The sequence below is a fragment of the Citrobacter sp. Marseille-Q6884 genome (assembly GCF_945906775.1).
In the GTDB taxonomy this organism is placed as follows: domain Bacteria; phylum Pseudomonadota; class Gammaproteobacteria; order Enterobacterales; family Enterobacteriaceae; genus Citrobacter.
Map to the genome: position 1 here is coordinate 3,111,134 of NZ_CAMDRE010000001.1, position 22,397 is coordinate 3,133,530.

26 protein-coding genes and 1 riboswitch are annotated in these 22,397 nt (G+C 53.8%); of the genes, 23 read left to right on the plus strand and 3 right to left on the minus strand.

The annotated features are described in order from the left end of the window. Positions 1 to 3 precede the first annotated feature (3 nt). Positions 4 to 816, minus strand: a complete 813-nt coding sequence (pduB, locus tag N7268_RS14735; protein WP_198904519.1) for a propanediol utilization microcompartment protein PduB — start codon at positions 814 to 816, stop codon at positions 4 to 6. Further along, entirely contained in the window at positions 813 to 1,097 is a 285-nt protein-coding gene (gene pduA / locus N7268_RS14740; protein WP_198904518.1) for a BMC domain-containing protein, read from the minus strand. Before pduA ends, pduB begins: the two co-directional genes overlap by 4 nt. A gap of 525 nt (positions 1,098 to 1,622) precedes the next feature. Between pduA and pduF the strand changes: the two genes are divergently transcribed. The 23 genes from pduF to ldtA all read left to right on the plus strand — a co-directional run bounded on the left by pduF (position 1,623) and on the right by ldtA (position 21,680). Beyond that, positions 1,623 to 2,432, plus strand: a complete 810-nt coding sequence (gene pduF / locus N7268_RS14745) for a propanediol diffusion facilitator PduF (protein WP_260863467.1) — start codon at positions 1,623 to 1,625, stop codon at positions 2,430 to 2,432. 203 nt (positions 2,433 to 2,635) lie between these two features. Then, the gene (gene pocR / locus N7268_RS14750; protein ID WP_198904516.1) at positions 2,636 to 3,547 is read left to right on the plus strand and encodes a transcriptional regulator PocR; all 912 of its coding nucleotides are present in this window, start codon (positions 2,636 to 2,638) and stop codon (positions 3,545 to 3,547) included. A gap of 333 nt (positions 3,548 to 3,880) precedes the next feature. Beyond that, positions 3,881 to 4,056: riboswitch (cobalamin riboswitch) on the plus strand. Between the two features lie 87 nt (positions 4,057 to 4,143). Next, on the plus strand, positions 4,144 to 5,523 hold the full coding sequence (locus N7268_RS14755; protein WP_260863468.1) for a cobyrinate a,c-diamide synthase: 1,380 nt from the start codon (positions 4,144 to 4,146) through the stop codon (positions 5,521 to 5,523). Next, positions 5,520 to 6,479 carry an adenosylcobinamide-phosphate synthase CbiB gene (gene cbiB / locus N7268_RS14760; protein WP_260863469.1) on the plus strand — a complete coding sequence of 320 codons (960 nt, stop codon included), beginning with the start codon at positions 5,520 to 5,522 and terminating at the stop codon, positions 6,477 to 6,479. The genes N7268_RS14755 and cbiB overlap by 4 nt, the downstream gene beginning before the upstream one ends. 10 nt (positions 6,480 to 6,489) lie before the next feature. Beyond that, positions 6,490 to 7,122 carry a cobalt-precorrin-8 methylmutase gene (locus N7268_RS14765; RefSeq protein ID WP_260863470.1) on the plus strand — a complete coding sequence of 211 codons (633 nt, stop codon included), beginning with the start codon at positions 6,490 to 6,492 and terminating at the stop codon, positions 7,120 to 7,122. Further along, positions 7,119 to 8,258: a cobalt-precorrin-5B (C(1))-methyltransferase CbiD gene (gene cbiD, locus N7268_RS14770; RefSeq protein WP_260863471.1), complete on the plus strand. Its 1,140-nt coding sequence runs from the start codon at positions 7,119 to 7,121 to the stop codon at positions 8,256 to 8,258. Before N7268_RS14765 ends, cbiD begins: the two co-directional genes overlap by 4 nt. Then, entirely contained in the window at positions 8,252 to 8,857 is a 606-nt protein-coding gene (locus N7268_RS14775; RefSeq protein WP_260863472.1) for a cobalt-precorrin-7 (C(5))-methyltransferase, read from the plus strand. The genes cbiD and N7268_RS14775 overlap by 7 nt, the downstream gene beginning before the upstream one ends. Further along, positions 8,847 to 9,416: a decarboxylating cobalt-precorrin-6B (C(15))-methyltransferase gene (locus N7268_RS14780; protein ID WP_198904510.1), complete on the plus strand. Its 570-nt coding sequence runs from the start codon at positions 8,847 to 8,849 to the stop codon at positions 9,414 to 9,416. The genes N7268_RS14775 and N7268_RS14780 overlap by 11 nt, the downstream gene beginning before the upstream one ends. Beyond that, complete coding sequence (locus tag N7268_RS14785) at positions 9,409 to 10,182, plus strand: cobalt-precorrin-4 methyltransferase (protein ID WP_260863473.1); 774 nt, start codon at positions 9,409 to 9,411, stop codon at positions 10,180 to 10,182. Before N7268_RS14780 ends, N7268_RS14785 begins: the two co-directional genes overlap by 8 nt. Beyond that, a complete protein-coding gene (gene cbiG, locus N7268_RS14790; RefSeq protein ID WP_260863474.1) occupies positions 10,163 to 11,218 on the plus strand; it encodes a cobalt-precorrin 5A hydrolase in 1,056 nt (351 codons plus the stop codon). The genes N7268_RS14785 and cbiG overlap by 20 nt, the downstream gene beginning before the upstream one ends. After that, entirely contained in the window at positions 11,218 to 11,943 is a 726-nt protein-coding gene (locus N7268_RS14795; protein WP_198904507.1) for a precorrin-3B C(17)-methyltransferase, read from the plus strand. The genes cbiG and N7268_RS14795 overlap by 1 nt, the downstream gene beginning before the upstream one ends. Then, positions 11,940 to 12,725 (plus strand): cobalt-precorrin-6A reductase, encoded by a 786-nt coding sequence (locus tag N7268_RS14800; protein ID WP_260863475.1) that lies wholly within the window; start codon positions 11,940 to 11,942, stop codon positions 12,723 to 12,725. The genes N7268_RS14795 and N7268_RS14800 overlap by 4 nt, the downstream gene beginning before the upstream one ends. Positions 12,726 to 12,735: 10 nt before the next feature. Continuing rightward, a complete protein-coding gene (gene cbiK / locus N7268_RS14805; RefSeq protein WP_198904505.1) occupies positions 12,736 to 13,530 on the plus strand; it encodes a sirohydrochlorin cobaltochelatase in 795 nt (264 codons plus the stop codon). Further along, positions 13,527 to 14,240, plus strand: coding sequence for a cobalt-factor II C(20)-methyltransferase (locus tag N7268_RS14810; protein WP_198904504.1), 714 nt, complete (start codon positions 13,527 to 13,529; stop codon positions 14,238 to 14,240). Before cbiK ends, N7268_RS14810 begins: the two co-directional genes overlap by 4 nt. Continuing rightward, positions 14,237 to 14,974 carry a cobalt ECF transporter S component CbiM gene (gene cbiM, locus N7268_RS14815; RefSeq protein ID WP_198904503.1) on the plus strand — a complete coding sequence of 246 codons (738 nt, stop codon included), beginning with the start codon at positions 14,237 to 14,239 and terminating at the stop codon, positions 14,972 to 14,974. The genes N7268_RS14810 and cbiM overlap by 4 nt, the downstream gene beginning before the upstream one ends. 2 nt (positions 14,975 to 14,976) lie before the next feature. Continuing rightward, positions 14,977 to 15,258 carry an energy-coupling factor ABC transporter substrate-binding protein gene (locus N7268_RS14820; protein WP_198904502.1) on the plus strand — a complete coding sequence of 94 codons (282 nt, stop codon included), beginning with the start codon at positions 14,977 to 14,979 and terminating at the stop codon, positions 15,256 to 15,258. Further along, positions 15,245 to 15,922: an energy-coupling factor ABC transporter transmembrane protein gene (locus N7268_RS14825; protein WP_260863560.1), complete on the plus strand. Its 678-nt coding sequence runs from the start codon at positions 15,245 to 15,247 to the stop codon at positions 15,920 to 15,922. Before N7268_RS14820 ends, N7268_RS14825 begins: the two co-directional genes overlap by 14 nt. An 8-nt stretch (positions 15,923 to 15,930) precedes the next feature. After that, a complete protein-coding gene (locus tag N7268_RS14830) occupies positions 15,931 to 16,746 on the plus strand; it encodes an energy-coupling factor ABC transporter ATP-binding protein (protein ID WP_260863476.1) in 816 nt (271 codons plus the stop codon). Further along, complete coding sequence (locus N7268_RS14835) at positions 16,743 to 18,263, plus strand: cobyric acid synthase (protein WP_260863477.1); 1,521 nt, start codon at positions 16,743 to 16,745, stop codon at positions 18,261 to 18,263. Before N7268_RS14830 ends, N7268_RS14835 begins: the two co-directional genes overlap by 4 nt. Beyond that, positions 18,260 to 18,805 (plus strand): bifunctional adenosylcobinamide kinase/adenosylcobinamide-phosphate guanylyltransferase, encoded by a 546-nt coding sequence (gene cobU, locus N7268_RS14840; protein WP_260863478.1) that lies wholly within the window; start codon positions 18,260 to 18,262, stop codon positions 18,803 to 18,805. Before N7268_RS14835 ends, cobU begins: the two co-directional genes overlap by 4 nt. Further along, entirely contained in the window at positions 18,802 to 19,545 is a 744-nt protein-coding gene (gene cobS / locus N7268_RS14845) for an adenosylcobinamide-GDP ribazoletransferase (RefSeq protein ID WP_260863479.1), read from the plus strand. The genes cobU and cobS overlap by 4 nt, the downstream gene beginning before the upstream one ends. Positions 19,546 to 19,570: 25 nt before the next feature. After that, positions 19,571 to 20,635, plus strand: coding sequence for a nicotinate-nucleotide--dimethylbenzimidazole phosphoribosyltransferase (gene cobT / locus N7268_RS14850; RefSeq protein ID WP_260863480.1), 1,065 nt, complete (start codon positions 19,571 to 19,573; stop codon positions 20,633 to 20,635). Positions 20,636 to 20,753: 118 nt separating this feature from the next. After that, positions 20,754 to 21,680 carry a L,D-transpeptidase gene (gene ldtA, locus N7268_RS14855; protein WP_260863561.1) on the plus strand — a complete coding sequence of 309 codons (927 nt, stop codon included), beginning with the start codon at positions 20,754 to 20,756 and terminating at the stop codon, positions 21,678 to 21,680. 28 nt (positions 21,681 to 21,708) lie between these two features. Here ldtA and N7268_RS14860 read toward each other — a convergent pair whose 3' ends face one another. Next, positions 21,709 to 22,392 carry an ABC transporter ATP-binding protein gene (locus tag N7268_RS14860; protein WP_260863481.1) on the minus strand — a complete coding sequence of 228 codons (684 nt, stop codon included), beginning with the start codon at positions 22,390 to 22,392 and terminating at the stop codon, positions 21,709 to 21,711. Positions 22,393 to 22,397 lie beyond the last annotated feature (5 nt).

The window sequence follows — 22,397 nt, forward strand, 5'->3', positions numbered from 1 at the left end:
ATATCAGATGTAGGACGGACGATCGTTTTTCGGCTCTGAGCCGAGCGTCGCAAGGACCGTTTTGCCAATTTCACGCGCGGAAATAACGGCCTGACGTACGGCGCCTGAGTCGCCGGAAATCACCAGGATAGCTTCGTTACTGAAGCTGGTGCCATGTGCCGGGGAGCTATAAGCAACCACTTCAACGTTGGCGGATTTCAGTGCGGTATCAGCCATCAATACCCCCACAGAAGCAGGCGCCCCGACGATAACGCCGCAGGCACGGCCAATCGGCGCCCCGAAGGCTTTTTCCAGCGCGTAACTTGCACGGGCGGTGTATTGCATCTCGATGTGACCAGCTTCGTTGGCATAGACATCGCCAAACGTGCGGTCCAGTTCCTTCAGCGCGACTTCAATTCCGCGTTTCACATCGGAAACATCGTTACCGCCTAAGATAATCAGAGAACCGTGACCCGCTCCGCCTTTGGTATCGCGAGGAAGCTCAATACTGACGACTTCCGTGTTTGTCGCTTTTACCGCTTCATCGGCGGCCATGATGTGTGGGCCCGCGCCTGTACGTGCGCCCAGAATGCCAATGGAGCGGTAACGTTTTTCAAGTTTCATCGCGTCCAGTAGGGCGCTGTCGACGTTTGCGATCACCAGGCCAACCGTGTCGCCAATCGCAGTGCCGACAAATTCCGTTAAACTGCAGCTTTTCTCTGCCATAGCCGTTTCTCGTATTGGAGGAGTATTTTCTGGGATAGCCTTCTGTTCTGGCGTTGCCACTCGGGCAATCACCTGCGCCATGATCTGTTCAACCAGTTCATTGCTGCTCATGAGCTAATTCCCTTCGGTAAGATTTTTTCAACATCGGTATGAGGGCGTGGGATCACATGTACGGCTTTCACTTCACCCACATTACGTGCGGCAGCGGCACCCGCATCGGTTGCTGCTTTTACTGCGCCGACATCGCCGCGCACGATAACGGTTACCAGCCCTGAACCAATTTTTTCGTAGCCGACCAGCATTACATTGGCTGACTTCACCATTGCGTCTGCGGCCTCTATGGCTGCAGTTAAGCCTTTGGTTTCTACCATTCCTAACGCTTCTTGTTGCATAAAGACCTCGCCTGGGTTGTCCCGATATTCATGACTATAAAAAGAAGCGAGGAAAAAGAATGGCTGACTTGAATGTGAGAGTGAAAAAATAGTAAGTGTTCGGTGATATAAAATTGCTAAAATATATTATAACTTATTGATTTTTGGTGTTTTGTTGTAATTTTCTGATGTGATTTTTTGGCTATGTTAATTCCATATTTACACTTTTCCTGATGACAGGGTTAATATCATTTGCTATGTGGAAGAAATGAAATTGTGATGTTGATTTGAAAACGGGAATCTACTGATAGCAATATTTTATTATGCTTATAGTTGCCTTCTAATAGGCTTATTGTCCGTATTCCTTGCTGATTTTAATTAATAAAATGGCAAGAATTTGTTATCGCCACACGATTTTTAAAAGCATCGTGTAAGCAGGTTGCCAACAATTTGCCGACAGGGCTTCTTATAGTAAACATCGAAGTATTCTACTGCCAGCAAGGAGTCCGCTGGTCAAGACACGAACTCTACTCAGAAGGTGTCACGATGAACGATTCACTAAAAGCGCAATGTATTGCCGAGTTTTTGGGTACCGGACTGTTTTTGTTTTTTGGCATTGGATGTCTGAGCGCGCTGAAAGTCGCCGGTGCAAGTTTAGGATTGTGGGAGATCTGTATCATATGGGGGTTGGGTATCTCGCTTGCTGTCTATCTGACCGCCGGGATTTCCGGGGCGCACCTCAATCCTGCCATCACCATCGCGTTGTGGCTGTTTGCCTGTTTTCCGGGGCGTAAAGTGTTGCCCTATAGCGTTGCGCAGGTGGCAGGAGCCTTTGGCGGCGCGTTATTGGCCTATCTGTTGTACGGCAGTCTATTTATCGAGTTCGAAACGACACACCAGATGGTTCGCGGTAGTCTGGAAAGCCTGCAGCTCGCCAGTATTTTTAGTACCTATCCTGCGGCTGCGCTGAGCGTCTGGCAGGCCGCGCTGGTGGAGGTGGTGATTACGTCCATTCTGATGGGCTTAATCATGGCACTGACTGATGATGGTAATGGTGTTCCTAAAGGACCCCTGGCTCCCTTGCTCATCGGCCTGCTGGTCGCTGTTATTGGCGCATCCACCGGCCCACTCACCGGGTTTGCCATGAACCCGGCGCGTGATTTCGGCCCGAAACTATTCGCATGGCTTGCCGGGTGGGGAAATGTTGCGATGACCGGAGGGCGAGAAATTCCCTATTTCATCGTACCGATTGTGGCACCTATTATCGGCGCTTGTGCGGGAGCCGCAATTTATCGTTATTTTATAGGCAAAAACTTACCATGTAATACATGCAAGCTGGAGGGAAACGAGAGCTAGCTCTATGGAAAATGTTTATTTTTGACATGCAAAATTTGATTTCGTGATCCGGTTTCCTGAACCGCTTAAAAAGTCTCCCAAGAATGGGAGACTTTTGTTATTGTCCTTTACACCTTTTTATCATTGCTTTGGATGGCGAGATGAAAATGGGATGTAAATAATATGTTTTATTTATAACAATAAATTAACTGAGAGGTTTTATCATGATTTCTGCGAGTGCCCTGAACTCAGAACTCATTAATAAAATCGCACAGGATTTTGCGCAGGCCACCAGTCTGGCGGTTGTGGTTGTCAATATTCACGGTGATGAAATTTCTGAGCTATTTAATTTCACGCCATTTTGTCAGTTGATGCGCCAACACCCCCAGCACAGTGCCCGCTGCAGAATGAGCGATCGCTGTGGAGGGCTTGAGGCGTCAAAATCCGATCAACCCTGCATCTATCGGTGTCACGCCGGGCTTACTGACTTCTCGATTCCTTTAGTCATAGCGGGTCATCTGGTCGGGTTCGTGTTATGCGGTCAGGTTCGCTTAAGCAATGATGTAGGGTTAGTCGATATTCTGAATGTGGATGACCGTTGGCAGGCCGACCCTGAACTGGTTAGCGAATTTCGTAATGTCCCGGAAATGGACTATTCACGAGTTATTGCCTCTGCGGATCTGCTGAAGTTGATTGTCGAAAATTGTCTTAAAAAACAAATCAATTTTGTCGTCATCAAAGATAATCCTCAACAATCGGAGCCGGTCAGAGCTAACCGTAGTTCGAATCCGCATGACAGTAAAATGAAGAAGGCTCTGCGCTATATTGATGCACATTTATCAGACGATCTGCGTCTGGAAGATGTCGCATCTCATGTTTACCTGAGCCCATACTATTTCAGTAAGTTGTTCAAAAAATATCAGGGAATCGGGTTTAACGCCTGGGTAAACCAACAGCGGATGGCAAGCGCTAAAGAGTTGCTTTGTCATAGCGACTGGAGCATTGCCAGCATTGCGCGTAATTTAGGCTTTTCGCAGACCAGTTATTTCTGCAAAGTTTTTCGCCAGACGTATCAGGTTACGCCGCAGGCTTTTCGCCAGCAAATAAATGTTGTTTCGTCCAATGAGTCAGCATAAATAGCAATAATTTGCTATTGCCGATTTTTGATATCGTACGGTATGTCCGTCATTATAAAATGAAAACCAGGAGCAGCAGTCAATAAATTGTCATAGCGCAACAAAATAATGGTATTAGAGGGATAAACTGCACCAGTTTTTATTTTTGTGATGAGATACAGTGTCTATGTGAAAGACTTTCTTTATTCTTTACGGACGCTTTCATTCAGAATACGAACATATGAATTGCATGGGTTAATGCCAAAACATTGGCTAGATGAACCCGGAAAGATATTAATTTGAATTACTGTCATGAGGTCTTGAATTTTCCTCATGACGCAGAGCTGAATTAAATCGGCTCTTGAGCTGACAGGTTTGCCACATTTGTGGTTGGGAAGGGGGTGAGAATCCCCCGCAGCCCCCGCTGCTGTGATGCTGACGACCCCGTATAGACCACTGATCGTGAGATTGGGAAGGACGGGCGAGAATGACGCTAAGCCAGAAGACCTGCCTGTCAGTGACTACCAACAACTTCGGTGGGAAGTGGGTTGCGCAGATGCATACAGTCGAGAGACTGGGTATCTATACACCCCTACCACCCTGAACAGGATCAGGGTATGGCAGTCGATTTACACGCGTTTGTTCTTGCAGGCACCGGAAGCGGCTGTGGTAAAACTACGGTGACGCTGGGCTTGCTAAGCTTGATGAAAAAACGTGGTTTGCGCGTCCAGCCATGCAAAGTGGGTCCTGATTATCTCGATACCGGCTGGCACACGGCTGTGTGCGGTACAGCTTCCCGCAATCTTGATAGCTTCATGCTTCCTGTTCCTGTACTTAACGCCTTGTTTTGCGAGCAGATGCAGCACGCAGATATCGCTGTTATCGAAGGCGTTATGGGATTGTATGACGGCTACGGTACAGACCCTGACTACTGCAGTACCGCCGCGATGGCGAAGCAGCTGGGTTGCCCGGTGATTTTACTGGTTGATGGCAAAGCCGTTTCTACCTCCATCGCCGCGACGGTAATGGGGTTCCAGCATTTTGATCCTTCCCTGAACATCGCCGGCGTCATTGTTAATCGGGTAAACAGCGAATCACATTACCAGTTACTCAAAGTCGCGATTGAGCGTTACTGCTCAGTGCCTGTCTTAGGTTACGTGCCTCGCATGGAAGGCGTCGCTCTCCCGGAACGTCATCTTGGATTAGTGACTGCGCGCGAGTCAGTCATCAATCAGCAGCCGTGGCAGGAATTCGCCGAAACGCTGGAGCGAACGCTGAATATCGACGCGCTTCTGGCATTAAGCCAGATGGATACTCAGCCTGTTGGTGAGTGGCCGGTACTTCCCGCCGCTGATGCAGGCGCAGGTCTTACGCTTGCTATTGCGGATGACGAAGCGTTTAACTTCTACTACCCGGACAACATCACTCTTCTGGAACGTACGGGCATTAACATTGTTCGTTTCAGCCCATTACACGACAGCCATTTACCGGACTGCCAGATGATCTGGTTAGGTGGCGGCTATCCTGAACTGCATGCTGAAATGCTTGCCAGCAATACCTGCATGCTCGCGCAATTACGGTCGGCGCATCAGCGTGGTGTGGCTATTTACGCAGAGTGCGGCGGGTTGATGTATCTCGGAAGCTCGCTGGAGGATGGCAACGGTGATATCTGGCCAATGGCGGATATCATTCCCGGCCACAGCAAGATGGGTAAGCGCTTGACCCGTTTTGGCTACTGTGAAGCACAAGCGGTTCAGCAAACCTTGCTGTCCGCACCAGGCGAAGTGCTGCGTGGGCATGAATTTCACTATTCTGATTTTACGCCTGAAACACCCGCTGTGATGGACTGTCGCAAAGTGCGGGATGGTAAAACGTTGCAAGCATGGTCAGGCGGCTGGCAGGTCGGTAATACGTTCGCCAGCTATCTGCACGTTCATTTTGCCCAACGTCCAGAGATGCTCAATCACTGGCTGGCAGCCGCGAGGAGTGCGTTATGACGCTGCTTGCATGGTGCGTGGCCTGGCTTCTCGATTTTATCATTGGTGACCCGCAGAGTTGGCCGCATCCGGTGCGCTGGATAGGCAATTTTATCTCAACCGTTCAGCGCGTAATTCGACGTTACTGCCACAGTGACAGTATGCTGCGCATCGGTGGCGCGGTGATGTGGGTAGTGGTTGTAGGGGGAACCTGGGCTGTTTCCTGGGGCGTGCTGGCGCTGGCCAAGTCAATTCACCCGTGGTTAGGGTGGGCTGTTGAGGTCTGGATGATCTTTACCGTACTGGCGGGCCGTTGTCTGGCGAATGCCGCACGGGATGTCGAGCGTCCGCTTCGCGCCAATAATCTTGCCGAAAGCCGGGAAAAACTCGCCTGGATTGTGGGACGGGACACCTCGCAGTTGCAACCGCTGCAGATTAATCGCGCCGTGGTGGAAACCGTTGCGGAAAACACGGTTGACGGCATTATCGCGCCACTGTTCTTTCTGTTCCTCGGCGGAGCCCCGCTGGCGATGGCCTACAAAGCCGTGAATACCCTGGATTCCATGGTTGGCTACAAACATGAAAAGTACCGCGCTATCGGTATGGTCAGCGCGCGTCTGGACGATGTGGCGAACTTTATTCCTGCGAGACTGAGCTGGTTACTGCTGAGCGTGGCGGCATTTTTATGTCGTCAAAACGGCTCCCGCGCGCTGCATATAGGCTGGCGCGATCGCTATAACCATAGCAGCCCAAACTGTGCGTGGTCGGAGGCCTCCGTTGCCGGGGCGTTAGGCATTCGTCTGGGTGGTCCTAACGACTACTTTGGCGAGCGCGTTGAGAAACCGTGGATTGGTGATGCCCAACGCGACATTTCAGTAGATGACATTTCCCAAACGATTCGATTGATGTGGGTCGCATCGACGCTGGCACTGGTGCTGTTTATCGCACTGCGGTGGCTGTTGGTCGGTGTAGCCTGAGGACAAAACTATGCAATATATCCAGCAACCCCAGGCGATTGAGGCCAAAAGTTTCGACATCATTGGCGAGATTATTCGTGAAACCCGCCCGGACTATCAGTTTGCCAGTCCGTTACATGAAGCCATCATCAAGAGGGTGATCCACACCACAGCTGACTTCGACTGGCTGGACATTTTATGGTTCTCCGACGATGTGCTGGAGCAGTTTTGCGCCGCATTAAGCCGCCCGAGCGTTATTTACACGGACACCACCATGGCGCTTTCCGGGATCAACAAAACCCTGTTGGCAAAATTTGGTGGTGAGTGCCGTTGTTATATCAGCGATCCGCGAGTGGTGCGCGCGGCAAAAGAGCAGGGGATCACCCGTTCAATGGCCGCCGTTGACATTGCGGTAAATGAAGAAGGTGAAAAGCTGTTTGTCTTTGGTAATGCGCCGACGGCTCTATTTCGTCTACTTGAGCATGATGTCGCTGTCAGTGGCGTGGTTGGCGTACCGGTCGGTTTTGTTGGCGCGGAGGAATCGAAAGACGCGCTGACGCAAAGCAACCTGCCAGCCATTGCGGCGTTAGGGCGCAAAGGCGGGAGTAACGTTGCCGCCGCTATCGTCAACGCGATGCTCTACCACATGCAGGGGGCGCGATGAGCGACCAGGCCTTCGATGCGCCGGTGTGGCACAACGGTAAAGCACTGCGCAAAGGTTACACCACGGGTTCCTGTGCGACGGCGGCAGCGAAAGTCGCTGCATTAATGGTACTGCGCCAGCATTTGATCCATCAGGTTTCCATCGTAACGCCTTCCGGCGTGACGCTATGCCTGAACGTTGAGTCGCCGCACATTGAAGGACAACAAGCCATAGCAGCCATCCGCAAAGACGGTGGCGACGATGTGGACGCGACGCACGGGATGCTGATTTTTGCCCGCGTCACGTTAAATGATAGCGGTGAGATCGTTGTGCAGGGCGGTGAAGGCGTCGGCACTGTGACCCGCAAAGGAATTGGTCTGCCGGTGGGCAGTTCAGCGATCAATCGTACGCCACGACAGACGATTGAGTCTGCGGTACGCGAGGCGATAGGTCCGCATCGCGGAGCGCACATTGAGATCTTCGCGCCCGAAGGGGAAGAGCGCGCGCAAAAAACGTATAACTCGCGTTTAGGGATTCTGGGCGGCATTTCTATCATCGGCACCACGGGTATCGTCACGCCGATGTCGGAAGAGAGCTGGAAACGTTCACTGTCGCTGGAGCTGGAAATCAAACGCGCAGCAGGGCTGGAACGTGTTGTGCTGGTGCCGGGTAATCACGGTGAACGTTTCGTCCGCGAACAGATGGGGATCGACACGCAGGTTGTTGTCACCATGAGCAACTTTGTGGGCTACATGATTGAAGAAGCGGTGCGTCTTGGATTCCGACAAATCGTTCTGGTTGGTCATCCAGGCAAGCTGATTAAAATCGCCGCCGGGATCTTCCATACCCACAGTCATATTGCCGATGCACGTATGGAAACGCTGGTTGCCCATCTTGCTCTGCTCGGCGCACCGCTGGAACTGCTCACACTGGTCAGTGACTGCGATACCACCGAAGCGGCGATGGAACACATTGAGGTTTTCGGCTTTCAGCATATTTATGACCATCTGGCCAAACGCATTTGTATGCGTGTTCTGCAAACGTTGCGCTTTACCAAAAATCCCCCGACCTGCGACGCCATCATGTTCTCTTTTGACAACCAGGTGCTCGGTAGTAACCGTCCGGTCGCAGAGATTGCTAAGGAGATGCAATGTTAACCGTCGTAGGGATGGGACCTGCGGGCTTGCACCTGATGACGCCCGCGGCGCGCGAAGCCGTCGCAACGGCGGATGTTCTGGTTGGAGGCAAGCGGCATCTACAGCAATTCCCCGATTTTACCGGTGAACAGTTTGTTCTTGGCGCCAACATCCCGGAGCTATTGAGCTGGATTAGCCGGCAGCAGGATCGGCATGTTGTGGTACTGGCCTCTGGCGATCCGCTGTTCTATGGCATTGGTACCCGGATGGTGGCGCACTTTGGCATCGAAAATGTACGCATTGTCCCTGGCATCAGCGCGGTGCAGTACCTGTGCGCGCAGTCCGGTATTGATATGAACGACATGTGGCTGACCAGCAGCCACGGTCGCAGCGTCTGTTTTGATGAACTGGCACGACATAACAAGGTGGCGATGGTGACGGATGCCCTGTGCGGTCCACGTGAAATCGCGCACCAACTTATTGCACGAGGTAAGGGACATCGCTGGATGGTCATTGGCGAAAACCTGGCGATGGAAAACGAGCGTATCCACTGCCTGCCTCTGAGTGAAATTAATGCCGACTATGACATGAATGCAGTGGTGATCCTCGATGAAAGATGAGCTTTTTCTGCGTGGAGAGAAGGTGCCGATGACCAAAGAAGCGGTGCGTGCGCTTGCCCTCTCAAAACTTGAATTACACCGCGCCAGCCACCTGATTGATATTGGCGCGGGTACCGGCAGCGTATCGATAGAAGCGGCGTTGCAATATCCGTCGCTGCGCGTCACGGCGATCGAGCGTAACCCTGCTGCGTTGAGGCTTCTGGACGAGAATCGTCAGCATTTTGCCTGCGGGAATATCGATATTTATCCCGGTATTGCACCGATGACGATCACCGAAAAAGCCGATGCCATATTCATGGGCGGCAGCGGCGGTCACCTGACCGATCTGATTGACTGGTCGATGCGTCAACTGTACCCCGCTGGTCGACTGGTGATGACATTCATTCTCCAGGAAAACCTGAATACTGCCCTGGCACATCTCGACCATCTCGGCGTACAAGGCGTGGATTGTCTGCAAATGCAGGTTTCCTCTCTTACCACGCTGGGAAGTGGTCACTATTTCAAACCGAATAACCCCGTATTTGTTATCGCCTGTCAGAAGGAAGGAAACCATGTCTGAGATTTTTGATCCCCGTAGTGTGTGGTTTGTTGGCGCTGGTCCTGGCGATCGCGAACTGATTACCCTCAAAGGTTACCGGTTGCTGCAGCAGGCGCAGGTCGTCATCTACGCCGGATCGCTGATTAATACTGAGCTGCTGGAATATTGCCCGGCCGGCGCTGAATGTCATGACAGCGCGGAACTGCATCTGGAGCAGATCCTCGATCTCATGGAAGCCGGGGTGAAAGCCGGAAAAACCGTCGTGCGTCTGCAAACCGGCGATGTCTCGCTCTATGGCTCCGTACGTGAGCAGGGCGAAGAGCTGACCAAGCGAGGCATTGACTGGCAGGTCGTGCCAGGCGTTAGCGCCTTCCTGGGCGCGGCAGCGGAACTTGGCGTCGAGTACACCGTACCTGAGGTTTCCCAAAGCCTAATCATTACCCGTCTGGAAGGTCGCACGCCGGTACCAGAACGTGAACAACTGGAGGCGTTTGCCAGCCACCAGACGTCGATGGCGATTTACCTTTCTGTCCAGCGTATTCATCGTGTTGCAGAGCGTTTGGTCGAGGGGGGATACCCGGAGACCACGCCGGTCGCCGTCATCTATAAAGCAACCTGGCCGGAAAGCCAGACCGTTCGTGGCACCCTGGCGGATATCGGCGACAAAGTGCGTGATGCAGGGATCCGCAAAACGGCGCTCATTCTGGTCGGTAACTTCCTGGGCTCGGAGTATCACTACTCCAAACTCTATGCGGCGGACTTTAGCCATGAATACCGTAAAGCCTGAATCCATTGCGCTGTTTTGCCTGACGCCAGGCGGTGTGGTGCTGGCGAAGCGTCTGGCGGCAATGCTGCCGGTAACCTGTTTCACCAGTGAAAAATTGCTGGAGGAGGGATTTGTTCCCTTCGAAAACGGTTTTGCTCAGGCGGCACGCGATGCTTTTGCGAATTACTCCGCGCTGATTTTTATCGGTGCGACCGGTATTGCGGTACGCGTACTGGCACCGCTGGTAAACGACAAATTTTGCGACCCAGCGGTCGTGGTGATTGATGAGCGCGCCCAGCATGTTATCAGCCTGCTCTCCGGTCATGCGGGTGGCGCAAATGCGCTGGCGCGTTATCTGGCGGGAATGCTGGGTGCCGATCCGGTGATTACCACGGCAACCGATGTGAATGATATGGCGGCGCTGGATACGCTGGCATTCCAGCTGAACGCGCGGATGAACGATTTCCGCTCGGTGGTGAAAATCGTCAACCAGATGCTGGTGAGCAATAAGCGGGTTGGTCTGTGGTGGGATGACGAGCTGGCGCAGGATGTCAGTCACTGCGATCGTCGCGGGTTTATCACCGTCACCGACCTGACGCAATTGCCGGAACTGGATGCGCTAATTTGCATCACCCTGCGCACCGATTTGCCCGAATTGCCGGTCCCGCACTGGAAGCTGGTGCCGCAGCGTGTGGTGGCCGGAATCGGCTGTCGACGCGACACGCCATTCCCGCTGTTAGCCGAGTTGCTGGCCCGTCAACTTGAAGCCCAACGGCTCGACCCGCTAGCGTTAAAAGCGATTGGCAGTATCACGCTGAAAAAAGATGAGCAGGGGCTGATACAGCTGGCTTCCTGCTGTCGCGTTCCATTTGAAACCTTTACTGCTGACGCGCTGCGTGAGCACGAACACCGTTTTCCTGCCTCATCGTTTGTTCGCAAAACGGTCGGAACGGGAAGTGTATCCGGTCCTGCAGCCTGGTTGCTGAGTCACGGACAACTGTTAGGCGAGACCCTGCGCGAACAGGGCGTCACTATTACTTTGGGAGTTTCACACTGATGTTAAGCGTAATTGGAATTGGCCCTGGCTCGCAGGCAATGATGACCATGGAAGCCGTTGAAGCGCTGCAGGCGGCAGAAATCATTGTTGGCTATAAAACCTACACCCATCTGGTAAAAGCCTTTACCGGTGATAAGCAGGTGATCAAAACCGGTATGTGCAAAGAGATTGAACGCTGTCAGGCGGCAATCGAACTGGCGCAGGCAGGACACAACGTCGCGCTGATCAGCAGCGGCGATGCCGGAATTTACGGCATGGCAGGCCTGGTGCTTGAGCTGGTCAGCAAGCAGAAGCTGGATGTTGAGGTTAAGTTGATTCCGGGAATGACCGCCAGCATTGCCGCTGCTTCTTTGCTCGGCGCACCGCTGATGCACGATTTCTGTCATATCAGCCTCAGTGACCTGTTAACACCATGGCCGGTCATCGAAAAACGCATTATTGCCGCCGGTGAAGCCGACTTCGTTATCTGTTTCTACAACCCGCGCAGCCGGGGCCGTGAAGGGCATCTGGCACGTGCTTTCGAATTACTTTCAGCCAGTAAAAGTGCACAAACGCCGGTGGGCATTGTGAAGTCAGCCGGGCGTAAAAAACAGGAGAAATGGCTGACCACATTGGGTGATATGGATTTTGAACCGGTTGATATGACCAGCCTGGTGATTGTCGGCAACAAAACGACCTATGTGCAGGATGGACTGATGATCACGCCACGAGGTTATGTGCTGTGAATTACGGTGATGTACTGGTCATGGGCGGCACCAGTGATGCGCGCATGCTGTGCCAGCAACTGGATGCCGCAAACGTAGCTTACACCCTGTCGGTTGCGACTCCGACAGGGAAACAGCTGGCGGGTGACATCAAAGGTCAGGTGCGCTGTGGGCGCCTGGAGCGGGAGCAAATGATCGCCTGGCTGCAAGAGAATCGTACGCGCTGGGTGATAGATGCTTCACATCCGTATGCCGAGGTGGTGAGCCGGAACATCATGGGAGCCTGCGAAGCAGCCGGTGTACTGCTGAGCCGCTATCAACGCCCTGAACAGCTGAGCGGTTTGGCCCACCCCTACCTGTACACCGTTCAAAGCATTCAGGAAGCCTGCGAACTGGCGCGACGCTTCGGCGATCGCGTGTTGCTGACGACCGGCAGTAAAGATTTGGCTCGGTGGCGTGAAGGATTACCGGAAAAAACGCTGTTGGCACGTGTCCTGCCTGTGCCTGACGTTATCCAACAATGCGCAGATTTAGGGTTTGGCGTGGGTGAAATCTTCGCACTCTGTGGACCCTTTAGCGCCGAGTTTAATGCTGCATTTTACCGTCAGTGTCTGGCGGATGTGGTGATCACCAAAGCGTCAGGCGCGGAAGGTGGTTATCAGGAAAAAGTTCAACCTTGTCTGGATGCCGGTATCCCCTGCATCGTGATTACACGTCCGGCACCGTTGGTGACGGGAGAAGAGTTACTGGAGAGTCAGGCCGCATTTGGGGCGCGTTTAGCGCGCTGGCTGGCCGCTGCTTAAGGAGTAATCGATGAAAAAAGCGCTTCTGGTGATCAGCTTTGGCACCAGCTATCACGATACCTGTGAGAAAAATATTGTGGCCTGCGAGCGCGATCTTGCGGCCAGTTGTCCTGACCGCGATCTGTTTCGTGCGTTTACCTCCGGGATGATCATCCGCAAGCTCAAGCAGCGTGACGGCATCGATATCGACACCCCGCTGCAGGCTCTGCAAAAACTGGCGGAGCAGGGCTACCAGGACGTCGCGATTCAGTCACTGCACATCATTAACGGTGATGAATACGAAAAAATTGTCCGTGAAGTCCAGAGCATGCGCCCGCTGTTCTCGCGCCTGACGCTGGGTGTACCGCTACTGAGCAGCCACGACGATTACGCGCAACTGATGCTGGCGCTGCAACAACAGATGCCGCCGCTGAAAGCGCGTGAAAAAGTGGTGTTTATGGGACACGGGGCCAGCCATCATGCTTTTGCCGCCTACGCCTGTCTCGATCACATGATGACAGCGCAGGGTTTCCCGGCACGCGTAGGCGCGGTGGAAAGCTACCCGGAAGTGGATGTCATTATTGACAGTTTAGGTCGGGAAGGCGTGACGGCGGTGCATCTCATGCCGCTGATGTTAGTGGCTGGTGACCATGCCATTAATGATATGGCGTCCGACGAAGACGACTCGTGGAAAACGTTATTTAACGCAGCGGGCATTCCGGCTACTCCGTGGCTAAGTGGCCTGGGTGAGAACCCGGCGGTGCGCGCCATGTTTGTGGCACATTTACAACAGGCGCTCAATGTGGCGCTGGAGGAAGCAGCATGAGCGGCAAATTGTATGCGCTGAGCACCGGACCGGGCGCATCTGATCTTATCACCGTGCGTGCGGCGCGCACTCTGGGCTCACTGGATATTCTCTATGCACCCGCCGGACGTAAAGGTGGCGATAGCCTGGCGCTGTCAATCGTACGTGAATACATTGGTGAACAGACGGAAGTGCGTTGCTGCCACTTTCCAATGAGTGCTGACAGCGCCGAGAAAGAAGCGGTCTGGGACGAGGTTGCGGCGGCGCTGGTACAGGAAGTGAATGCCGGTAAGCAGGTGGGCTTTATCACGCTCGGCGACGCCATGCTGTTTAGCACTTGGGTCTTTTTACTCCAGCGTATTGGTTGCCCTGACTGGTTAGAAATTGTCCCTGGCGTGACCTCTTTTGCGGCGATTGCCGCCCGCTCAAAAACGCCGCTCGCCATGGAGCAGCAGTCGCTGGCCGTCGTCTCCTGTACGGCACCGGAAGCCGAAATCCAGCAGGCGTTAAAACAGCACGAGAGCCTGGTACTGATGAAAGTCTATGGTCGTTTTGCGCGTATCAAGGCATTGCTGCAACAAGAGGGCTTGCTGGGTTGCGCGTTAATGATGTCAGAAGCCACGCTGCCGGGTGAGCAGTGCTGGCGCCATCTTGATGAAGTGAATGACGATCAGTCCCTACCTTATTTCTCGACCATTCTGGTTAACAAACAGTGGGAGTATGCACAATGAAGCTCGAACAACAGCTAAAACAGCTGTCTTTCAGCGGGTTGGCTGCGGCGCTATTACTGATGATTGTTCCTGAACAAGCGTTCGCGATGCACATTATGGAGGGTTTTTTACCGCCGATGTGGGCGCTGGCCTGGTGGCTGCTGTTTTTACCTTGCCTGTGGTATGGACTGGTGCGTTTGCGCCAAATCGTGCAGGAAGATAGTCATCAGAAAGTGCTGCTGGCGCTGTGCGGGGCGTTTATTTTTGTGTTGTCGGCGTTGAAAATTCCTTCGGTTACAGGCAGTTGTTCGCATCCGACCGGCGTAGGTCTGGCCGTTATCCTGTTCGGGCCTGGCGTTGTCGCTATTCTTGGTGCGATCGTCTTGTTATTCCAGGCATTGTTGCTGGCACATGGGGGGTTAACCACGCTCGGCGCTAACGGTATGTCGATGGCGGTTATTGGACCGGTAGTGGGCTATATGGTGTGGAAGATGGCCTGCCGTGCGGGGTTCCGTCGTGATGTCTGCGTCTTCCTGTGTGCGATGCTGGCGGATCTTGTCACTTACTTCGTCACGTCGGTTCAACTGGGTGTGGCCTTCCCGGATCCGTCTGCGGGCGCGGTGGGGTCAATCGTCAAATTCATGGGTATTTTCTGTCTGACGCAGATCCCAATCGCTATTGCGGAAGGGCTACTCACCGTCATGATTTATGACCAGTTAACCAAACGTCAGTTGATTACCGCACAAGGACATTAACGATGAAAAAGACGCTGATTCTGTTAGGGATGGTGATTGCGCTGGTGATCCTGCCGTTCTTTATCAATCACGGTGGTGAATACGGTGGCTCGGATGGCGAGGCGGAAAGCCAGATTCAGGCGATTGCCCCGCATTATGAGCCCTGGTTCCAGCCGTTATATGAGCCAGCCAGCGGCGAGATTGAAAGTCTGCTGTTTACGCTTCAGGGATCGCTGGGTGCGGCGGTGATTTTCTATATCCTGGGTTATACCAAAGGCAGACAACGCCGTGATGACCGGACTTGACAGGCTGAGTTACCAGAGCCGCTGGTTCAATGTTTCGCCACAGCGGAAATTCCTGCTCTGGTTGGTGATGATGATCCTGGCTTTTACTCTGCCCCCGTTGGGGCAGGGTCTGGAGCTATTGCTCATTGCTGCGTTGACCTGTTGGCTGTTGCGTATTTCTTTCTGGCGCTGGTGCCGCTGGATGGCATTGCCGTTTGGGTTTCTGGTGGTGGGCGTCGTGACGATTTTATTTAGCGTGAGCCGCGATCCGCACACCTTACTGGCAAGCTTTCCGGTAGGCAGCTACTGGCTGGGGATCACGGCAATGGGCGTACAGACCGCGAATGAAACCTTCTGGCGTAGCCTGGCGGCGCTGGCGGCAACGTTCTGGCTGGTGTTGAACCTGCCATTTCCGCAGCTCATTATTCTGCTCAAACGTGCGCATGTTCCGCGACTGCTCACTGAACAGATCCTGCTGACCTGGCGATTTATTTTTATCCTGTTAGACGAAGCGCTGGCCATTCACCGCGCACAAACGCTGCGTTTTGGTTATCGTAGCTTGCCGTTGGGTTATCGCTCGCTGGCGATGCTGGTGGGATTGTTGTTTACGCGCGTGTTGATCCGCTATCAACAAATGACCACCACACTGGATATCAAACTGTATCAGGGTGATTTTCACCTGTAAGGAAAAGTATGCTTGCCACCTCTGCGCTTTGGTTTCGCTATCAGGATGATCCCATCCTCAAAGGGCTAACGCTGGACTTTTCTCCGCATGCCGTCACTGGACTGGTAGGGGCGAACGGATGCGGAAAATCTACGCTGTTTATGAATCTTAGTGGCTTACTGCGCCCCCAACAGGGCGCGGTAATGTGGCAAGGGAAACCACTGGATTACAGTAAGCGTGGTCTGCTGGCGCTGCGCCAGCAGGTGGCAACCGTATTTCAGGACCCCGATCAGCAAATCTTTTATACCGACATCGACAGTGACATCGCATTCAGTCTGCGCAATCTGGGCGTGGATGAAGCCGAAATTGCCCGCCGGGTGGACGATACCCTGACGCTGGTAGACGCGCAGCATTTCCGCCATCAACCCATTCAATGTTTAAGCCACGGGCAAAAGAAACGTGTGGCGATTGCCGGGGCGCTGGTGCTGCAGGCGCAATATCTGTTACTGGATGAACCGACTGCGGGTCTGGATCCATCCGGTCGTGCGCAGATGATTGAAATCATCAAACGTATTGTGTCGCAGGGAAACCACGTGGTTATTTCCAGCCATGATATTGACCTTATCTATGAAGTGAGCGATGCGGTTTATGTTTTACGCCGGGGTGAAGTGCTGGCGCACGGCACACCGGGTGAGGTATTTGCCCGCACGGATCTCATTGAACAAGCCGGATTAACTCAGCCCTGGCTGGTAAAACTGCATACACAGTTAGGCTTTCCGCTGTGTAAAACAGAGGCTGAATTTTTTAGCTGTATGCGAGAGAACGCACTGAAGGAGGCGTCATGACGCAGGCAATAATGTTGCAGGGTACGGCATCTGATGTAGGCAAAAGCGTACTGGTCGCCGGGCTGTGTCGTATTTTTTACCAGGATGGACTGCGTACAGCGCCGTTTAAATCGCAGAACATGGCACTGAACTCCGGCATTACCCCAGAAGGTAAAGAGATGGGGCGCGCGCAAATTTTTCAGGCCGAGGCTGCCGGGATCACGCCGGATGTGCGCATGAACCCTGTGCTACTTAAACCAACCAGCGATCGCAAAGCTCAGGTCGTATTGATGGGGAAAGTCGCAACCGATATGGATGCGGTGAGCTATCACGAGTACAAGCCGCGACTGCGTGAACAGATTCTTTCGGTCTATAACAGCCTGGCGCAGGAATTTGATGTTCTGGTGCTGGAAGGTGCGGGCAGTCCGGCTGAAATTAACCTGCGCGATCGCGATATCGTTAATATGGGCATGGCCGAAATGGCGCAGTGTCCGGTTATTTTGGTTGCTGATATCGACCGCGGTGGGGTGTTCGCCTCCATTTACGGCACCCTGGCGCTGCTGCGCGACCACGAACGCGCCAGAGTCAAAGGCGTCATCATTAATAAATTTCGCGGCGATGTGGCCCTGCTTTACTCGGGCATTGAACAAATTGAAGCGCTGACCGGCGTGCCTGTGCTTGGCGTTATGCCGTGGCTGGATGTCGATCTGGAAGATGAAGATGGGGTTGCGCTGCAAAAAGGCAAATATTTGCGCACTGACAAACGCGACATTGAGATTGCCGTTGTTCAACTGCCGCATATCTCTAACTTTACGGATTTTAATGCGCTGGCCGCACAACCTGATGTCCGCGTACGTTATGTTCGTCAACCGGAGGAGCTGGCAGGGGTTGATTTGGTGATCCTGCCGGGCAGCAAAAATACGCTCGGCGATCTGGTCTGGTTACGTGAAAGCGGCATGGCGCATGGTGTGATGCAGTTACACCAACAGAACGTACCGGTCGTCGGCATCTGCGGCGGCTATCAGATGCTCGGTGACACCATCATTGATGAGGTGGAGTCTGGTTTGGGTACTCAGCCCGGACTGGGACTGCTCAATACGGTAACCCATTTTGCCCGGCACAAAACAACGACTCTGGTCGAGGGGCAGATGTTGCCAGCGCTTCCTGACTGGCTGGCGGGTGTGGCGGGACTCTCCGTACGCGGTTATGAAATTCACATGGGTGAAACGGAATTATCAGGAGAATGCCAGTCAGTGATGACACTGGATAAAGATGGCGGCAGCGTGGCTGACGGTGCCGTCAGTCATGACGGTCTGGCGTTTGGCACTTATCTCCACGGTCTGTTCGATAGCGATCAGTTCACCCGCGCGCTGGTTAATGGTCTGCGTACGCGCAAAGGCTTAGCACCACTGGATTCAACCTTCCATTACGCGCAATATAAATCGCAGCAGTTTGATCTGCTGGCGGATGCGATGCGGCAACACATCGATATTGAAAAAATTTATACCATCATGCAGCAACATCGGGAGCCAGTATGATGATTCTGGTTACCGGCGGCGCGCGTAGCGGCAAAAGTCGGCATGCAGAGGCGCTGATCGCTGACGCACCGAGTGTCCTCTATATCGCGACCTCACAGATTTTTGATGAGGAGATGGCAGCACGTATTCAGCACCATCGTGATGGTCGTCCCACACACTGGCGTACCGCCGAGCGCTGGCAACATCTTGATGATCTGATAACGGCGATGAACGATCCGCAAGAGGCGATTTTACTGGAGTGCATCACCACGATGGTGACCAATCTGCTCTTTGCGTTGGGCGGTGACAGCGATCCTGACAGTTGGGATTACGCGGCAATGGAACAGTCTATTGAGGCCGAGATGCGTTTGTTGATCGAAGCCTGTCAACGTTGCCCGGCAAAGATCGTTCTGGTGACAAACGAAGTGGGGATGGGGATTGTTCCGGAGAATCGTCTGGCGCGGCATTTTCGTGATATTGCCGGACGTGTTAACCAGCGCCTGGCGGCGGCCGCCGATGAGGTCTGGCTGGTGGTATCTGGTATTGGAGTCAAAATTAAATGAGTAAGTTGTTCTGGGCAATGCTCTCTTTTATCAGCCGCTTGCCTGTTCCTGCACGTTGGTCGCAAGGACTCGATTTCGAACAGTATTCTCGCGGGATCGTCATGTTCCCGCTCATTGGCGTTGTGCTGGGGGGACTGTCAGGGCTGGTTTTTATGGTATTGCAGCCATGGTGCGGTATTCCGCTGGCGGCCCTGTTTAGCGTTCTGGCACTGGCGCTACTGACAGGCGGTTTTCATCTGGACGGTCTGGCGGATACCTGTGATGGCATTTTTTCCGCTCGTCGTCGTGAGCGGATGCTGGAAATTATGCGCGACAGCCGCCTGGGGACACATGGCGGCCTGGCGTTAATCTTTGTTTTGCTGGCAAAAGTACTGGTGGTCAGTGAGCTGGCACTGCGCGGAACGCCGATGCTGGCAGCGCTGGCGGCGGCCTGTGTCGCCGGTCGGGGAACTGCGGTTCTGCTGATGTACCGGCATCGTTATGCCCGCGAAGAAGGGTTGGGAAATGTCTTTATTGGCAAAGTTACTGGACGACAAACCTGCGTTACGCTGGGGTTTGCGGCGATCCTTGCCGCCGTTCTGCTCCCCGGCATGCGCGGCGTGGCGGCGCTGGTCGTTACGATGGTGGCAGTGTTTATTCTTGGGCAATTATTAAAACGTACGTTGGGTGGACAAACCGGCGATACGCTCGGTGCGGCCATAGAACTTGGCGAGTTGATCTTCTTACTGGCTCTGCTTTGAGTCAGCTAACACATTGAGAACCCTTATGCAGACTTTATCCTCTTTACTCCAGATGATCCCTGTACCCGATAGTGCTGCGATGCTGCGCGCACAGCAGCACATTGATGGTTTACTTAAGCCGCCTGGTAGCCTTGGACGACTCGAATCCCTTGCCGTACAGCTGGCGGGTATGCCGGGGCTGAAAGGGGAGCCGCGCGTAGGGGGGAAAGCGATGCTGGTGATGTGCGCCGACCACGGTGTGTGGGATGAGGGCGTTGCCGTTTCGCCCAAAGTGGTCACGGCGATTCAGGCCGCAAATATGACGCGTGGGACGACCGGCGTTTGTGTTCTGGCGGCTCAGGCGGGGGCAAAGGTGCATGTGATTGACGTGGGGATTGACGCTGATCCGATCCCTGGCGTGGTCAATATGCGCGTGGCGCGCGGCTGTGGAAATATTGCTGAAGGGCCGGCAATGAGCCGCTCTCAGGCAGAAGAGCTGCTGCTGGAAGTCATCCGCTATACCCGTGAATTAGCGAAAGAGGGTGTGACGCTGTTTGGTGTCGGTGAGCTGGGTATGGCGAACACCACGCCAGCAGCGGCCATTGTCAGCGTGTTGACCGGCAGCGATGCCGAGGATGTGGTGGGTATTGGCGCCAACCTGCCGCTTTCGCGGGTGGGGAATAAGGTGGATGTTGTCCGTCGTGCGATTGCCATCAATCAGCCCGATCCCCGCGACGGTGTCGATGTGCTGGCAAAAGTGGGCGGGTTTGATCTTGTCGGTATGGCCGGCGTGATGTTAGGTGCAGCTTCCTGCGGCTTGCCTGTCCTGCTGGATGGATTCCTCTCCTATTCGGCCGCACTCGCCGCCTGCCAGATTGCGCCGGAGATTAAGCCATATCTGATCCCATCGCATTTCTCCGCCGAGAAAGGCGCCCGAACCGCACTGGCACATCTGGAGCTGGATCCGTATCTCAATATGGGCATGCGCTTAGGCGAGGGGAGTGGCGCTGCGCTGGCGATGCCGATTGTCGAAGCCGCCTGCGCGATGTACAACAATATGGGGCATTTAGCCGCCAGTAATATTGTGCTGCCGGATGGAAAGGAAGCATAGTCAATCTGAACCCCGCTCAAGGCGGGGTTTCTTCTTGTTTGTGTCCGTTGTAATCCCGAAAAACAGATAAAAAAGCTATAATTAACGGATATCTGCTGCGACGAAGGAAAGGAAAATGATGCGTCGTGTAAAACTGTTATGTTCACTCATCATGCTGCTCGCGAGTCAGGGATCGCAGGCAGTGAGTTATCCGCTGCCACCCGAGGGAAGTCGTCTGGTGGGGAGTCCTCTGACAATTACGGTGCCATCAGGAAATACTCAGCCGCTGGAGGCATTTGCTGCCCAGTACGGGCAAGGCTTGAGCAACATGCTCGAAGCCAATCCCGGTGTGGATGTTTTTTTGCCTAAGTCGGGGTCAACGCTGGTTGTGCCGCAGCAGATTATTTTGCCGGATACCGTGCGTGAAGGGATTGTCATTAACGTCGCAGAAATGCGCCTTTACTATTATCCCAAAGATACAAATACGGTTGAGATCTTACCGATCGGTATCGGTCAGGCAGGGAGGGAAACGCCGCGCAACTGGGTTACTGCGGTAGAGCGCAAGCAGGAGGCGCCTGGCTGGACGCCAACGGCGAATACCCGACGTGAATATGCCGCGCGAGGCGAGACGTTACCTGCGTTTGTGCCCGCCGGACCCGACAACCCGATGGGGCTCTATGCGATATATATTGGCAGGCTCTATGCCATCCACGGCACAAACGCCAATTTTGGCATTGGCTTGCGAGTGAGCCAGGGCTGTATTCGTCTGCGCAATGACGATATCAAATACCTGTTTGATACCGTGCCGGTTGGGACGCGTGTTCAATTGATCGACAGGCCCATCAAATACACGGCTGAGCCAGACGGCACCCGCTGGGTTGAGGTTCATGAGCCGCTGTCCCGTAATCGCTCTGAATATGAGTCAGACAGAAAGGTTCCGCTGCCCGTCACACCCGCGTTGCGCACGTTTATCACCGGCAGTGGTATCGATGTTAATCGCGCGAATGCGACCCTGGAGCGTCGTTCCGGGATGCCGGTGAATATCAGCCAGATACAAAAATACTGATCAGCGACACGCGGTATTTTCTTTGCGGTCAGCGAATACTGACCGCTTGTTGACCGTGATACTGCCCCATTTTCACAAAGCCGATATGGTCTGCCATCAATTGCGCTTCGTGCTCACTGTGCGTCACCAACAGCGCGGTTTGCCCGGCTGCGCGTAATATATCGCGAACCTCGCCACCCAGACGTTCTCGAGTGTTTTTATCAAGACTGGAAAAGGGTTCATCCAGCAGCAGAATCTCAGGCCGCGGAGCCAGCGCGCGCGCTAACGCAATACGCTGTTGCTGCCCGCCTGAAAGCTCATGAGGATAACGGTCGGCGTGGCTGTGTAATTCCACCATTTTCAACAGTTCAGCGACCCTGGCCTGCTGCTCTTCACGCGGTGTCCGTCGTAAGCCAAAGGCTACGTTTTGTTGTGCCGTCAGATGGGGGAATAATGCATATTCCTGAAAGACCATGCCGACATGCCGTTTTTCCGGCGGCAGGTGAATTTCGGGCCCTGCAACGCGTCGTTGTGAAACATAAATTTCACCGCGTTGCAGACGTTCAAACCCGGCAACCGCACGAAGTACGGTCGTTTTCCCACAACCTGAGGCACCCAGCAGACAAGCGATTTCCCCTTTGCGCACAGCCATGGAAAACCCGGTCAGCACCGCTTGCTGGCTATTGCCGTAGGCAACATGCACATCCTGAAGGCGTAATGCAATTTCTGACATTGTGA